Annotated in this window: 19 protein-coding genes; 5 read left to right on the top strand and 14 right to left on the bottom strand. The window is 41.3% G+C overall.

The window, feature by feature from the left end:
* Window positions 1-45 precede the first annotated feature (45 nt).
* Both MHN81_RS11470 and MHN81_RS11465 read right to left on the bottom strand, forming a co-directional pair.
* Window positions 46-240: a hypothetical protein gene (locus MHN81_RS11470; protein ID WP_239425761.1), complete on the bottom strand. Its 195-nt coding sequence runs from the start codon at window positions 238-240 to the stop codon at window positions 46-48.
* Window positions 237-2,225: a terminase gpA endonuclease subunit gene (locus tag MHN81_RS11465; RefSeq protein ID WP_239425760.1), complete on the bottom strand. Its 1,989-nt coding sequence runs from the start codon at window positions 2,223-2,225 to the stop codon at window positions 237-239. Before MHN81_RS11465 ends, MHN81_RS11470 begins: the two co-directional genes overlap by 4 nt.
* Before the next feature lie 107 nt (window positions 2,226-2,332).
* On the opposite strand from MHN81_RS11465, the gene MHN81_RS11460 reads away from it, so the two are divergent.
* Window positions 2,333-2,575 carry an adhesin biosynthesis transcription regulatory family protein gene (locus MHN81_RS11460; protein WP_239425759.1) on the top strand — a complete coding sequence of 81 codons (243 nt, stop codon included), beginning with the start codon at window positions 2,333-2,335 and terminating at the stop codon, window positions 2,573-2,575.
* Between the two features lie 19 nt (window positions 2,576-2,594).
* Here the strand turns inward: MHN81_RS11460 and MHN81_RS11455 are convergent, their stop codons facing one another.
* The 4 genes from MHN81_RS11455 to MHN81_RS11445 all read right to left on the bottom strand — a co-directional run bounded on the left by MHN81_RS11455 (window position 2,595) and on the right by MHN81_RS11445 (window position 4,869).
* A complete protein-coding gene (locus MHN81_RS11455; RefSeq protein ID WP_239425758.1) occupies window positions 2,595-3,227 on the bottom strand; it encodes a hypothetical protein in 633 nt (210 codons plus the stop codon).
* 5 nt (window positions 3,228-3,232) lie between these two features.
* Window positions 3,233-3,727: a terminase small subunit gene (locus tag MHN81_RS11450; protein WP_239425757.1), complete on the bottom strand. Its 495-nt coding sequence runs from the start codon at window positions 3,725-3,727 to the stop codon at window positions 3,233-3,235.
* Window positions 3,720-3,956 (bottom strand): hypothetical protein, encoded by a 237-nt coding sequence (locus tag MHN81_RS28090; protein WP_343224730.1) that lies wholly within the window; start codon window positions 3,954-3,956, stop codon window positions 3,720-3,722. The genes MHN81_RS11450 and MHN81_RS28090 overlap by 8 nt, the downstream gene beginning before the upstream one ends.
* A 295-nt stretch (window positions 3,957-4,251) precedes the next feature.
* On the bottom strand, window positions 4,252-4,869 hold the full coding sequence (locus MHN81_RS11445) for an LPD29 domain-containing protein (protein ID WP_239425756.1): 618 nt from the start codon (window positions 4,867-4,869) through the stop codon (window positions 4,252-4,254).
* A 551-nt stretch (window positions 4,870-5,420) separates the two neighbouring features.
* Between MHN81_RS11445 and MHN81_RS11440 the strand changes: the two genes are divergently transcribed.
* The 4 genes from MHN81_RS11440 to MHN81_RS11425 all read left to right on the top strand — a co-directional run bounded on the left by MHN81_RS11440 (window position 5,421) and on the right by MHN81_RS11425 (window position 6,957).
* Window positions 5,421-5,672, top strand: a complete 252-nt coding sequence (locus MHN81_RS11440) for a hypothetical protein (protein WP_211012425.1) — start codon at window positions 5,421-5,423, stop codon at window positions 5,670-5,672.
* A gap of 255 nt (window positions 5,673-5,927) precedes the next feature.
* Window positions 5,928-6,191: a helix-turn-helix transcriptional regulator gene (locus tag MHN81_RS11435; protein ID WP_211012424.1), complete on the top strand. Its 264-nt coding sequence runs from the start codon at window positions 5,928-5,930 to the stop codon at window positions 6,189-6,191.
* Window positions 6,192-6,214: 23 nt separating this feature from the next.
* Complete coding sequence (locus MHN81_RS11430; RefSeq protein WP_239425755.1) at window positions 6,215-6,352, top strand: hypothetical protein; 138 nt, start codon at window positions 6,215-6,217, stop codon at window positions 6,350-6,352.
* 20 nt (window positions 6,353-6,372) lie between these two features.
* Window positions 6,373-6,957: a hypothetical protein gene (locus MHN81_RS11425; protein ID WP_239425754.1), complete on the top strand. Its 585-nt coding sequence runs from the start codon at window positions 6,373-6,375 to the stop codon at window positions 6,955-6,957.
* Window positions 6,958-7,060: 103 nt separating this feature from the next.
* Here the strand turns inward: MHN81_RS11425 and MHN81_RS11420 are convergent, their stop codons facing one another.
* The 8 genes from MHN81_RS11420 to MHN81_RS11385 all read right to left on the bottom strand — a co-directional run.
* Window positions 7,061-7,498, bottom strand: coding sequence for a hypothetical protein (locus tag MHN81_RS11420; RefSeq protein ID WP_239425753.1), 438 nt, complete (start codon window positions 7,496-7,498; stop codon window positions 7,061-7,063).
* A gap of 101 nt (window positions 7,499-7,599) precedes the next feature.
* Entirely contained in the window at window positions 7,600-7,830 is a 231-nt protein-coding gene (locus MHN81_RS11415) for a hypothetical protein (protein WP_239425752.1), read from the bottom strand.
* Window positions 7,823-8,035, bottom strand: a complete 213-nt coding sequence (locus MHN81_RS11410; protein WP_239425751.1) for a hypothetical protein — start codon at window positions 8,033-8,035, stop codon at window positions 7,823-7,825. Before MHN81_RS11410 ends, MHN81_RS11415 begins: the two co-directional genes overlap by 8 nt.
* Window positions 8,025-8,414, bottom strand: a complete 390-nt coding sequence (locus MHN81_RS11405; protein ID WP_239425750.1) for a hypothetical protein — start codon at window positions 8,412-8,414, stop codon at window positions 8,025-8,027. The genes MHN81_RS11410 and MHN81_RS11405 overlap by 11 nt, the downstream gene beginning before the upstream one ends.
* 782 nt (window positions 8,415-9,196) lie before the next feature.
* Window positions 9,197-11,611 carry a phage/plasmid primase, P4 family gene (locus tag MHN81_RS11400; RefSeq protein WP_239425749.1) on the bottom strand — a complete coding sequence of 805 codons (2,415 nt, stop codon included), beginning with the start codon at window positions 11,609-11,611 and terminating at the stop codon, window positions 9,197-9,199.
* Window positions 11,611-11,859: a hypothetical protein gene (locus tag MHN81_RS11395; protein ID WP_211012415.1), complete on the bottom strand. Its 249-nt coding sequence runs from the start codon at window positions 11,857-11,859 to the stop codon at window positions 11,611-11,613. Before MHN81_RS11395 ends, MHN81_RS11400 begins: the two co-directional genes overlap by 1 nt.
* Entirely contained in the window at window positions 11,856-12,272 is a 417-nt protein-coding gene (locus tag MHN81_RS11390) for a hypothetical protein (RefSeq protein ID WP_211012414.1), read from the bottom strand. The genes MHN81_RS11395 and MHN81_RS11390 overlap by 4 nt, the downstream gene beginning before the upstream one ends.
* A gap of 4 nt (window positions 12,273-12,276) precedes the next feature.
* On the bottom strand, window positions 12,277-12,583 hold a 307-nt coding region (locus MHN81_RS11385; RefSeq protein WP_239425748.1), incomplete at its 5' end, for a hypothetical protein.

Raw genomic sequence — 12,583 nt, 5'->3', positions numbered from 1 at the left:
TTGCAATTTAGACAGGATAAACGGGTTTTATGATTTGGTCAATTGTTAGTAACCATTGCTCGAAATAATTTGCTTTCTTCTTACGGTACTTCCAGCTAACTCTCGCTTTAAATCTGCGATTGCAATACGTAACTCTTTGGCGCTTTGAAACTCAATCCATTGATCACCTTCTCGGACTTTTAGCGCCCCCGAGTAGTAGGCACGTTCAAGTCTCGCTAAATAGTTTTGTTTTTCGTTCATCGCTTTATCCATCCTTTTCGTTTCTTTTTTCGGGTCGGTTTTTTACTAACTGGTTTAGGTTCAGGGGGTTTTTCTTCAACTTCATCCGGTGATAAATCCGGGTAATACTTAGCTTCTAGACTGTTCCAGTCGGCATCTTTCATACGGTCAATTTGCAGCATTGACGCACCGGAACGCGCATATACTCGGCAATCTAAGAAATGGTTATCATCACGGACTTTTTGCCATTGATAAGTTTGAAACCCTCGGTTGTCAGTAAGCATTACGTGCTGTTCAGCGGTGATCTGTAAGAAAAACTCCTCGTCATACATTGGGTAATGACAATAACCCGAAGGGAAGCCGTTACCCGTTGCCAAAGCCTCGTCAGTTGGTTTTTTCAGGTTTAACCAGCGGTAAAACTCCTCTTTGATGACTGAGCCGCCTACGTGCCACAACATGGTCCCATTGCTGATACGTTTACCGTCTAAGTTAATATCGACTGGTTTTGGTGTACCGAGGATTGTTGATAAGTTTTCGTCCTTCTCCCCTTTAACTGCAACGACTCTTGCACTACCGTAGTTACGAACAAAGTTATAGACTTGCTGTGTCTCATAACCTGAGTCAATACAGGTCTTCAATACAGGCATTTCAACACCGATGCAGTTAGTAAAAGTCCGATCTAAAAACTCTCGTAATCGCTCGTGTGTCTCGTCTTCTGAGATATGACCGGGTATCACCCCCTTTTCAATCGACCAGTTTTCCTTGCGTCTACCCCATGCCACGACCTCATAAACTAGATAACCTTTTTGTACATCAATACCACACGTTAAGAACAATCCACCACGAGGCACAATCCCAATTTTGTAGGCTTCACGACGTTCATAAAGACGTTCATGATCAGGCTGATCACTAACTTCTTTCCAGGTCTCAGCCATTCTAGTGTTATAAAAAGCTTTAAGTGATTCGGGGCTACCTTGTGCGTCTGAAAACTCTTTCGCAAGCGTTGTCGGTTCAATGAATGGGCTAGCCAATGAAGAGACTTTGTACCCATGGTGCCAAGTAATTTCAGGCTTTGTTGCTTCCCAGTAACCATTACGTATTGATTTTAATCTGTCCGCTTCAGTCCACAACGCACCACACTCTGAACACCTAATTGCAGCTTGCTGATGTAAAAATTCACCTTTGTCATTTTTGGGGATGTGCACATCAGGCCATGTGAGTGTTTTTGCATGATCGCAATGAGGGCAAGGTTGCAGGAAAACAGATTGATTTGAGTTTTTATATTCTTTAGCTACGCGAGACCTACCCTCAACGGTAGGGGAACAGGCAACAACTTTTTTTGCTCGTTTTCCGTATGTTGTTGAACGGCCCCAACCAACAGCAATAGAGTCACCTTCACCGCCAGAGCCACCAGATCCAGCACCAACGTTGTATGGGTATTTATCAACTTCATCGAACAGCATTATCATACAAGCACGCATTGCCAAATCGCCGGGGTTACGTGCCGATACAATGGAGATTTGACCGCCGGGGTACTGCTTTTGCAGGATAGTGTTACCTTCACCTCTACGATTGTCAGAAAAGATATTCGCTGTTACAGGTGTAGCATTTACGGATTTAACTAATCGCTCTTTGGACCATGCTTCAGCTAGCTTTTCGTTTGGAGCTATGTACATGATCGGTGATGGCTCCTGATGCATGTAATACATTGCTGTATTCAACATCAGTTCTGTTTTCATGAACTGAATGCACGCCATCACGGTTACTTCTTGCACTTGCGGGTCAGAAATACTCAGCATTGGTTGACGAGCTGCTTCGACTCGCTTCGTTTTCCAACGCCCTGACTCAGCACTATTGTCAGGTAGATAGCGGTATTCGTCAGCCCATTCAACCAGATCTAATTTAGGTGGTGGCCGCAGACATGTACGAAAGATATCGGTTAAGTCTACCTCTATCTTTTCGATAGCTTCAGGACTGGTTATAAGGACGTCTTTTACTACACCCACTGCATAACTCAAAGATTGCAAATAACAACATCATATGTGCAACATTTGAGTTATGCAAATACGTTTGATAAAGTGCAAAATAATTATGAGTTAACCAATAATTATTTATGCGATATCTATTCAAAGGAACACAATCACCTGAACGGTTTGAATTAATATTGAGCCTAACAAAGATTACCAGTGAAGACGTTATCGGAGCACTGCAAGACTATTACGTCAGAGGTATAGACAAAAAGATTGCAGCAGCTTTAAACGGAGTTAAGGCACCAAACCTATCACCCGCGTTCAAAGCTATGGAAGAGAGAGCCGCTATTGTTGAAAGGATAAAAGAGATTGATGGAGTACGTTAAAGTCCCTATAAGATAAAAGTTATTTAAGCTTATAGAAATTTAATTGCTGACGAATAGCAATTAAACTATCACAAAGTGTTATCAGTGAACGTACGGCCCCACCAGTGGTAACACGGTCGTGCCAAAGTACATTTCTTTTCAAATCAACAAGATCAGCCTCTAATTCAATTAGTGAATCAATTAGCGTTTGGTCATATGGAAATAGAGAGACCAATCTGGGTATATAAAAAGCTCTCAGTTCTGCTTGTAAAAATGAGAAAGGCTCTGAACGAGTCAATACGGAAACACTATCGTTCAACTCGTTACAATTCGAATCTTGAGACTTTAAATCTATAACCAACTGTTGATGTTTTAGAATGGTTTCCCCTGAACCAAGGTATTTTGGAGAGATTTTTGAGGGGTCAATCTGCATTAAAACTTCATCCATTAATTCTTCTATGAGCGTAATTACATTTGAAACCATACTCTTTTGCGTTTCTTTCCACTTTTCTTCATGTAATTTCTTTTGAAGTGGCTCCAAAAAAACAATCACGAAAAGACAAGATAAACTCACACCTAATAGTACAGAGGATAAAACTTGAACAGCTCCTGTAGATGCACAGACCAGTATGAACATCAAAAGTGAGATAAAAACAAATCCTGATTTAGTCACGCGATTCACCCTCTAACATACTTGTGCGAATAGTCAGACAGAGCCTTTAAAGTTTCGTCTGCATCTTCATCTAAAATACGACACACTTCGTCTTGGTCCTGGTGAGCTAAACTACCTGAAAGTCTATTAGATTGACCAATCAATTTTGCACGAACAGCCTGAAGTGCATCGGCTACATTTAGCATAATGTCATCAACGTTAGCGACTTTCTCTAAAGCCTTTGCCAACTCTAATTCAGCTAACAACGCTTGTGCTGATTCTTTTCTTGTTTTGGCCTCAATCAGATTCATTGAACCCGCTTCCTGTTGGTTGACACCAAATCGTTCTTTTGTTCGGTCGGCTTCAAACTCAACACGCCAATTAAAACACGCACGAGAATCATAAACGACTGAGCGCCCTTCTTTCCCCAAGTCAGGCATGCCTGCATCGCGCCATTCACGAATCGTTTTAGGTGTGACACCAAACAAATTAGCTAATTCAGCTTGGTTAACTTTATTCATTGATCTTCCTTACTATTTCGTACGCTTTATAAAACGCGCGCTTGCCTCGATGATAGTTTGACGATGTTAGACCTTCTATATTTTCAATCACGTCATCATCAGTAAGACCTAGAACCAAAGACATTTTTAATCCTTGGATGACTGTCTTACTTCTGATGTTTGTAAGTTCTATATAAAGATCGAATTTGTCTTGTTTTAATGAGCCAGGTTTAATGTCCATATCATTGATTAGAATCAGTTTATTGATTCAAACACAGTAGCATTGATTTGCTCAATTTTAAAGATATGGAACATTGATTTTTGAAATTTCTGAGTGGCCTTTCTCCGCGTGTCTGCGCCCCTGCTCCAAAAAGTCCTTAAAAAAGAACCTACTAAGGGGCACCCGATAAAATCAAAATAATGTATCAGATTAGAAACAAAAGAAAGAATCAATAAAGTGAATCGAAAAATCAGAAAAGTGATTTTTAATAGGCATAAAAAAAGCCCGTCATCATGACGAGCTTTTGTTCAATAGGAAAGTTTGATTAGATTAGTTGTAATGCTTTACTGAATGCTTCTTTTACACCAGTAGACTGTGTTGCCGTAATGAACGCACCGTTAACCTCAGCAAACCAACCAGCATTGGTATGTACAGCTTTTAAATGTGGCTTAAAACCGTTGGATAAGTCGAACTCTCCCGCTTTGTCAGTTATCAATCTTTGCCATGAGTAAAATGGATTAAAGTGATCGAATGGTGACGTTGAAAGTCCTTCACCTCGCCTATAACCGTCAACAGTTGGTATATCGTCACAACTCCCGACATGTTCTAGCTTTAATAAATGAATCGCTTTCGAGATAGTCTCATCTGATAAAGAACGTTTTGTGAAAACATAATCTACACCACCATAGATAGTGTTAAATTCAGTTGCTGAATACTCGTAAATATCTTCCATGCCATTGAACGAGCCTTGTTGATATTTATTTACGATAGATTCTACTTGCTCAGTTGTAGGCCCGTCAGTCCATGATACATCTATAGCCCCATGGCCGCGTTTTCTCACTGAGAACTTAACCAGTGGAAAATGATGTTTTAAATCTTTCCTAACGTTTTTCGCTACTTCAGTTGATACGTTAGACGATACTTGATTTAAATGCTCGTACATTGTTCTTTCTCCTTAGAATCACTTAACTGATTTTTAATTTACAGAATCACTTAACTGATTTCAAGATTTAAAATCACTTTTTTGATTTTGGGCAGGAGGGGTAAGACAGACAAGACAAGTAAGACAATTCAATTTTTCGATACTTGTCTTGTAAAAACCTTATATATTTCAATTTACTATACTACTTATAAGACAGAAGACAGTTATATCTATATATAAAGTAATATATAAATATATATAGTATATAAAGGATATAGCAGCACCCCGTACGCACGCTGAAATAGTAAGGTTGAGCGACTTTTATGACTTATCCGTCTTAATACCTTTGTAGTATGTTGATTTGTAAAGATTTTTCATAAGACAAATGTAATGTGACACAGGTTTTCGGTGTTGCCTTACTGTCTAACAAAAAATATAGTCAATTGATTTAATTGAAATTTATTCACTTTTGCAACTGTCTAGTTATGCAAACTGGTTAACTATTAACTTGACTATGAAATTTTTTATCTCTAACATTGTGTTATCATTTTAGTGATCATGGGATGAACGAAATGTCTGAACCAGAATTACAACATAAAAAATCATTGAGCGATCTTTTACTACCAATGGAAATTGGCGAAGTAATTTATATAGAAGTGTCTAATAAAAAAGAAGCGACTACAAAGATGCGTCAAGCGACTACAACAAGTAGGTTGAGAGGTGTACTTAAAACGCGTACATTTGAAACATCGTCGTTTACTGCTGTTCCTTCGGATAACTGTCCGACAGTTCAGTATTTAGTCCGAGTCGTACGCAAGAGCTAACGACCGCGGACAGTCTCAGTATCAGGGATGGTTTCGAGGAATTGCCGTTCATAGTCTGTAAGTTCCCCCACTATGTGCCACACTCCCACCTCATCCTCAATACTGAAATGCAGGTTAGATAACAAATCATTATCGGGTATAAAAACATTCATAATTTCGTTCCTTGGGTGTATCTCAATTTGATAGGGTTATCTTATCTATTGTTAACGTTAAAAATCACACCATTAACCAAATAGTAACAGGATTGTTTTAGTTATGAAGGAAATAACAGGTGATCATTTACGCGCTATGCGGCTTGCAGCTAACAAGAAGCAAAGTGAAATGGCAGAAAAGGTAAAAATTAATATTAAGACTTACGAAAACTACGAAAACTCTGTGAGTCCTAATATCAAATTAAATCATTTTCTAACATGGATGCGGTTTTGTAAGCTCGACTCCAACGTAGACATTATGGAAATGTTGGAAGATTGCAAAACCAGAGTTGAAGCCTCAGGGAGGGTACGTGTAAGATCAAAATGACCCACATATAAAAGGAAATCATTATGAACTTACAATCAACTGTAAAATTCAATCCAGCTCATGTATTTGGCGGTGGCACTTACAAGCCAGGTCGTCCAAGTGAACAACAACAAAAAGCAGCGGTTATACCTGAAATTGTGAAGGTTGTACCAGCTCCTTAGCATATGCGGAGTTTTAGGTAATGGAGATATCCCCTTTTAGATTTATTGTTATATGTACTGTTCTTGTAGCTGCATTTAGTTTTGCTCTACTCGATTCAACTGCATTTAATCTCACACTTTTGGCAGTAGTCGCGTCCGTTGCGGTCATCTGTCAATATAGAGCTCAATTCGCTTGCAGAGATAACGCTATAATTCTGGGGACTCTCCTTGTTGTCGAGTATATCTCGTTCAACTACTTAATAGAGTTAAATGGTGACATGTCCCCTATGTACCTCGGTTTGCTAGTGTTTGGCCTTCAGGTTTTCTATTCAGGTATTGCGTTCAATCTATTCATATATAGACCGATAGTTTCGTTGAAGCTTACAGGACGCTTTCAAATGCATTACTCAGATAATTTTTTAATGTATTTGATCGGTTATGAAACATTAGTATGCTTCATCGCATTGATTGAAAGCACCGTCCGCAATTCTTCCCCTGAATACAATAGTTGGACTTTTGTTTATGATAATTTCGAGCTGTTCACGTACCTTGGCCGTGCGGGTATGTTTGGCGTGTTGATGATTATTTTATTTGATAATCAAACAGTCGAGCGTGAGGGGGTTTAATGAGAAAAAACATTCCTCTTTGGGCAACCATCTATTTTAAATCTAAAAGATTTGCCAAAAAGCCCCTTAAAATTATATTTTAAAACTCAAATAAACCCGCGCATCATTGCACGGGCTCAGTAACGTCAAAACAATGGACCTCACCGCCTGTGCGGAAATCTATTGTTTTGACAGTATTTATGAGGTCTTTAAGATCGTGATTTTTACGTAAGCCATACATAGCCGCTTTTTGACCTGAACCAATCGCGTAAGAGCTAGCTAAGGGTTCAGTCTTCAGTTTCCCACCTTCAACAATGCCATACCATACGCCGTGTTCATGGTGATATTTAATAAACTCTAAATCAGCTAAACTCTCAAAAGAGTTCGCTTTATAACTTTCTTCTAGCTTGTGAATATCACATGTTTCACCTGAACAAAATACACGCCATCCATTCACATCAAACCATTTTTTTGCGTTATCAGTGACTATCATGTTTTTTGTTGTAGTGCGGCTATCGCACGCTACCATATTACAAAATGTGTCATATACTATCGTCGTCAAACTAGGCACCTCAGGGGGTATAGGAGGATAAGATTCCCCGCCGTTTCGAGCAATCACGGCGGAGGTATTAAAAGTTAAAATCGCTATGAGAAAACATCTACTCATATTTTTACAATCTCAGATATTTTGCTTTTAACTTCTTTGTCTGTAAGAATTTTGCTCTTTGAACCTGATGCATAATTGAAAACACCGTCGGGTGAAATATACGCCCCGTTACTTAAACCGGTTTCTGGGTTTCTCGATATTGCGAGGCCGAGAGGGTGCATGATTTCAGTATTGATTTTCTCTAACAATCCGAGCTCAGAGATAGTATTCCAGTCAATCTCACGCATCACGACTTACCTCTTTAGCAGAACGCCCTACATCGCCCTTAACTTTAACAGGTTCATACTCACCACCCAGAACTTTAATAGGCTCCCCTGCATCGCCCAGAATCCAGTAAGCGCTGCGATCACGTGATGTCGTTTCAAATACTCGGCCTTTATCACACCCATGTTTCGGGTCGATAGGTAAAGTTACGGTAAGTCTAATTTTCATTGTTTAATCCTTTGTTGATGAATTGGCTGTTGTACAACCGTTTGATTGAATAAATTAATGCGGCGATAAAACCCGCTGAAGCTAGCTGATCATTACTTCCAAATTGGTCCCATGTGATGATCACAACCGCTAACAGGGTCGCTAATGCAGTTGAAAGAAATGCAGTGAAAAATATGTTAGATAGTTTCGGCTCTGGTTCACTGTCGATCCGCAAAGCGCCGTCAGTAACATAACCGCGTGATTTAAAACGCTTACCATTTAAACCATGTTGAAAATAATCAACCGACTCAAAAACAGCGTTATCGTACTCAGTTATGTAGTAATGAGTTGCCCAAGATGGTTTGTTTATCAGTTCATGTTCCGTCAATTCACGCTGCATTTAACAACTCCAATTTGCTAACAGTAGTTTGTATGACCGGGGTAAAGGTGTACGCCCGGAAGATTATTAGACACATAGGTTTACCAAGCTCACAGGGCATTTCCTCACCTGTCTGAGCATCAATAAACCTGATACCGCCTGATCTCCACTTGCCTGTTTTTGGGCAGTAGTAACCGACGATATCGCGTATTTCATTTGCCTGAAGCGCGTAAAACCACCATTCAGCACGCGATTCATGAGGGACTAAGCAAACAGTGGTAATACCTAATGCTCGTTGCTCTATGCATTTGAGCATCCAGGGGCGTATGTTCGAATAAGGGGGGTTTAACCAGACATTCCCTGTCGTCAGTTTTGACCAATCCATCAGCAACGAGTTTATAAGGGGTGAAAGGTAAAAATCTACCAATCGTGATTCCCATAGAGCCGCCGCATCCATTGAGAATTGAAACTCTCGATTGATAGCGTTGAACAACCAACGGGGGGGTACGTGTTAAGTCCCTGTAAGCTTTGCTTGTTTGGCTAGCGTGATTATGCATTTTATCTCTTCTTCGGTGGCTTAACTGATGGCATTGGTATTTGTGCAACCTGTCGGATCTTGCATTGACCATGCTTAACACCGCCAAAGAAACGTCTTTCTAGACATTTCACATGTAAAACAGTGCATTTATCGCAAACTAAATGTTTGCAGGTCATAGCAACAGAAGTACAACTTTCATTGATCAGACGGCAAGGTGGCGGTATCGGTGGATCTGGTATCATTTTCTTAGAATCCTTGCTCATATTTAGACACTCCCCTGGTGTATTGACGCTACATTACTAAAACCGCCCACGGCGCCGGGAATCACTCGAATACCTGCAAAGCCTCTGATCTGCTTTCCGTTGACATACTTACGGTCTTTTACAATGGGTAAATCGGAATCTCTTAGTAATCCTGAGAATTTGTGTTTAGTAAGGGGTTTTTGTGCTTTCGTAGTGCACCAAACCCTGTAAGCAGTATGTAATTCATCAACACTAGAAAAACCGTCGAATGGTACTTCTGTCATTTGATTTACGAAGTCACCTAAAATGAACATATCTTCTTTCAAATCTAACTTTTCACGCTTGCTAGATTCCGCTTCTGTAAAGAAACCTTTCGCACGCAATCTGGCTAACCCTTCCATAGCCCACTGTGCAATCCCTTCTATCTCTGCGAGTAGTTTTTCTCGTAATTTGGGGTCTTCCTTTCCCGCGAAAGATATCCAAAAAGGAAACACCATTAATCGATTAACTAGAGCACCGCTTGCGTCAATGAACTCAGGCATGTTGTTTGTACTGAGAGCAAGCCGGGTATTAAACACCGTTGTCTGTGCGTCTTTAAACTTAACGTCGTAAGTGATTGGGTCGCCGCCAGTTAACGCTTTAATGGTGCTTAAAACAGCGTCACGCTTTGCAACGTGCACCGTGTGCGCATCAGGTATAAGCGCCAACTTAGATTTACTCATGGCGAACAGGGCACTATTCTCGGCGAGGTTGGGCAACATTGGAGCAGACACGTTACCTTTGCCCACGAGCGCACGCATAATGTCACTAATGACCCCCTTACCACCGCGAGACTTGCCGAGTAAGATAATCATTTTTTGTAGCGTGATATCGCCCGTTAAAATGTAGCCGAACCACTCTTGCAACATGTTGTGCAACTCAAGGTCATCAGGCCAAATTGAATATAAAAATTCGTGCCATTTTGGGCACTGCGCTTTTCTGTTGTAGTTGTATTCGCAGTGATTAAATGTAAACACATCAGGTGTGTGATTTTGTAATTGAGGGGTGCCGCTCGATACGTCAACGATACCGTTCTCAAAAATTACGATATCGTTATTCTGTTCAGGTAAAACGGGGACATTAGCTAAGTCCACCAGCACGTTATATATACCCCGCGTAAATCTATCCGCTGGTTTAAACTGTGCATAGAATTTCTGTATCTCAGATTTAACTACATCGTCGCTGATAACGTCCCAAGATTTACCATTAAACTGATAAAAGATCTTGTCGCATCTAATCAATTCACGACCATCGTAACGGATACCGTCAAATGCTAGAGCAAGGTCATAATGCGCTGATTTCATCGTTAGTTGCGGTAACAAAATCTCGCCTCTGCCACGATCTAACCGTTGGGTACTTCTTAAATTCTCTTTGGCTTCATTGACATCAATTGTTATAAGTTCTTCTTCAGCCGGTGTAAGCTCGTTGTTGGCTTCCCATCCGTCGACAGGTTCAGGAACAGGTCCAATTGCTCTAAATGTAGAGACAGCAGTTTTACAACCTGGTGCACTTGTTGGGTATTTGTAGGCGCGTTCAACTATCGCAAAAAATTCTTTTTTCTCGTGTTCTTCCCATGGCGGCATACATCGAGGGTTATAGTGCTCCCATAGAATATTTACAGCACTGTTGTAGCTAACACCATGGTCATGTGCATAACAAGCAACACCGAAAACTGTCTTTGAACCAGACCCTAATACTGCCGGGGGTGCAATCACTGACGCCCATTTAACAACTTTATCTAAGTAACGCGGTGTATCATCGTAACCTGTACCGTCTTTTAAACCTGCACGAGCTTCTAGCCAGATGTTCAACTGAGCGTCTTGGGTTGCACTTAGTGCGAATGCATCTCGCAGTTGTTCCGCTGTATAGTGACCACCTGCCGCAGACGTAATCACGTATTGTTTCGGATTGCTTGGGTCCTTTAAATGCAACGTGCCAGGAACACGTAAAACACGGCAGGGGTCTACAACTTGATGATCTGTGTCGCTATGTATTGCAATCTGCTTTTGAAGTGCCGTGAATGTCTCGGTATCACACTCCCCGTTAATCAACCAATACGCATGACCGTGTGTGTCATCGCGCTTAGTCACAAACGTTGGTGCTATCGGCCAATTCGGTTCTAAAGCACCGTCAAAATCAGCAAAGCAAGCTCTAACGCGAGTAACATTGTCGGCACTTCTGCCCTGCCCGTCAGTTTCATTTACACAGACATAAACACCACATTGTAACGCTTGCATTTGCTGCAAATAATCAGCAGCGTTTTGAATATCACAGTTAAACCATGCGCTTAACTTCTCGTTCCTGTTCGCTTTTACATCATGGAAAACTTGCCAGGTTACTATTGAATCTTTAGAACCTGTAAGTAACTCAATAAACTGTTTAACTTGCGATAAATCCATTACACAGCCTCACAAACCATCTTGAACACCTGTTCAGCTTGCGCAACTGTTTGTCTGTTTATGTTTGGCCTCTTAGATCTAAGGTATGTTTGAAGTGATGACTGAGCAAGACCAGAAGCGGCCGCAACATTTTCTATTCCATACTGGACAACTAAATTTTTCAGTCTTGTTTGTATTTCTATTTGTTGCTCATGTACAACAGCCGGATCATTAAGTCGTTCAACTGCTTCGCGTATTTTTTCAATCATCGCGTTAACCTCTCAATTAATTCCTTTAAAATTCCGTCGACATCTTCGGCATTACAGGCGAAACCAGCGGCACCACCGAGGTTTGTGATCAAGTTGATGAACTTTTGTTGTGCAAACTCTCGAGACTTCGGACCAAATTGACGAACCTTAAAACCGTCTGCTTTGGCTTCAATGGCAGTGAACACTCCGATCTGTTTTCCCACCATGTCAGGGGTGATAGTGATCGGTGTAATACCGATAAAGTCACTTGATTTAATACTCTGGTTCATCTTCTTTGACTCATTCGCAAGACCGTATCGAACAGGTACACCTCTCGCGTCAACTAGCACACCGACATTATTTCTGAATAGTCGACCACCTAACTCAGTGGCGCGTAATCGCACCACCTCGCTAGCTTTACCTTCCGGTGTCATATTGCTACACCGCAGGGTTTAGGTAGTTTGCTTGTGCTTTACCGTGCTGTATTAGCAGCTCAGGGGTCCAGCCTTGTGCTGCGTATTCTGCGTAACTTGCTTCACCGGGGTTCATGATGACCGGATCGGTGTTCCCCATTGGAGCACCAGGAGCAGCGGCAGCACCCGGAACAGCGGCAGCACCCGGAACAGCGGCAGCACCCGGAACAGCGGCAGCACCCGGTACAGGAGCAGCACCCGGTACAGGAGCAGCACCCGGTACAGGAGCAGCACCCGGTACAGGAGCAGCACCCGGTACAGGAGCAGCACCC

This window comes from Pseudoalteromonas sp. Of7M-16 (assembly GCF_022347805.1).
Classification (GTDB): domain Bacteria; phylum Pseudomonadota; class Gammaproteobacteria; order Enterobacterales; family Alteromonadaceae; genus Pseudoalteromonas; species Pseudoalteromonas luteoviolacea_F.
The sequence above is the reverse complement of the archived record's forward strand: the minus strand, read 5'-3'. Positions and strand labels throughout refer to the sequence as shown.

Excerpts from the sequence above, each read along its gene's own strand:
- MHN81_RS11470 (WP_239425761.1), bottom strand. The coding sequence starts at position 240 with ATGAACGAAAAACAAAACTATTTAGCGAGACTTGAACGTGCCTACTAC.
- MHN81_RS11460 (WP_239425759.1), top strand. The coding sequence starts at position 2,333 with ATGCGATATCTATTCAAAGGAACACAATCACCTGAACGGTTTGAATTA.
- MHN81_RS11450 (WP_239425757.1), bottom strand. The coding sequence starts at position 3,727 with ATGAATAAAGTTAACCAAGCTGAATTAGCTAATTTGTTTGGTGTCACA.
- MHN81_RS11445 (WP_239425756.1), bottom strand. The coding sequence starts at position 4,869 with ATGTACGAGCATTTAAATCAAGTATCGTCTAACGTATCAACTGAAGTA.
- MHN81_RS11440 (WP_211012425.1), top strand. The coding sequence starts at position 5,421 with ATGTCTGAACCAGAATTACAACATAAAAAATCATTGAGCGATCTTTTA.
- MHN81_RS11435 (WP_211012424.1), top strand. The coding sequence starts at position 5,928 with ATGAAGGAAATAACAGGTGATCATTTACGCGCTATGCGGCTTGCAGCT.
- MHN81_RS11430 (WP_239425755.1), top strand. The coding sequence starts at position 6,215 with ATGAACTTACAATCAACTGTAAAATTCAATCCAGCTCATGTATTTGGC.
- MHN81_RS11425 (WP_239425754.1), top strand. The coding sequence starts at position 6,373 with ATGGAGATATCCCCTTTTAGATTTATTGTTATATGTACTGTTCTTGTA.
- MHN81_RS11415 (WP_239425752.1), bottom strand. The coding sequence starts at position 7,830 with ATGCGTGAGATTGACTGGAATACTATCTCTGAGCTCGGATTGTTAGAG.
- MHN81_RS11410 (WP_239425751.1), bottom strand. The coding sequence starts at position 8,035 with ATGAAAATTAGACTTACCGTAACTTTACCTATCGACCCGAAACATGGG.
- MHN81_RS11405 (WP_239425750.1), bottom strand. The coding sequence starts at position 8,414 with ATGCAGCGTGAATTGACGGAACATGAACTGATAAACAAACCATCTTGG.
- MHN81_RS11400 (WP_239425749.1), bottom strand. The coding sequence starts at position 11,611 with ATGGATTTATCGCAAGTTAAACAGTTTATTGAGTTACTTACAGGTTCT.
- MHN81_RS11395 (WP_211012415.1), bottom strand. The coding sequence starts at position 11,859 with ATGATTGAAAAAATACGCGAAGCAGTTGAACGACTTAATGATCCGGCT.
- MHN81_RS11390 (WP_211012414.1), bottom strand. The coding sequence starts at position 12,272 with ATGACACCGGAAGGTAAAGCTAGCGAGGTGGTGCGATTACGCGCCACT.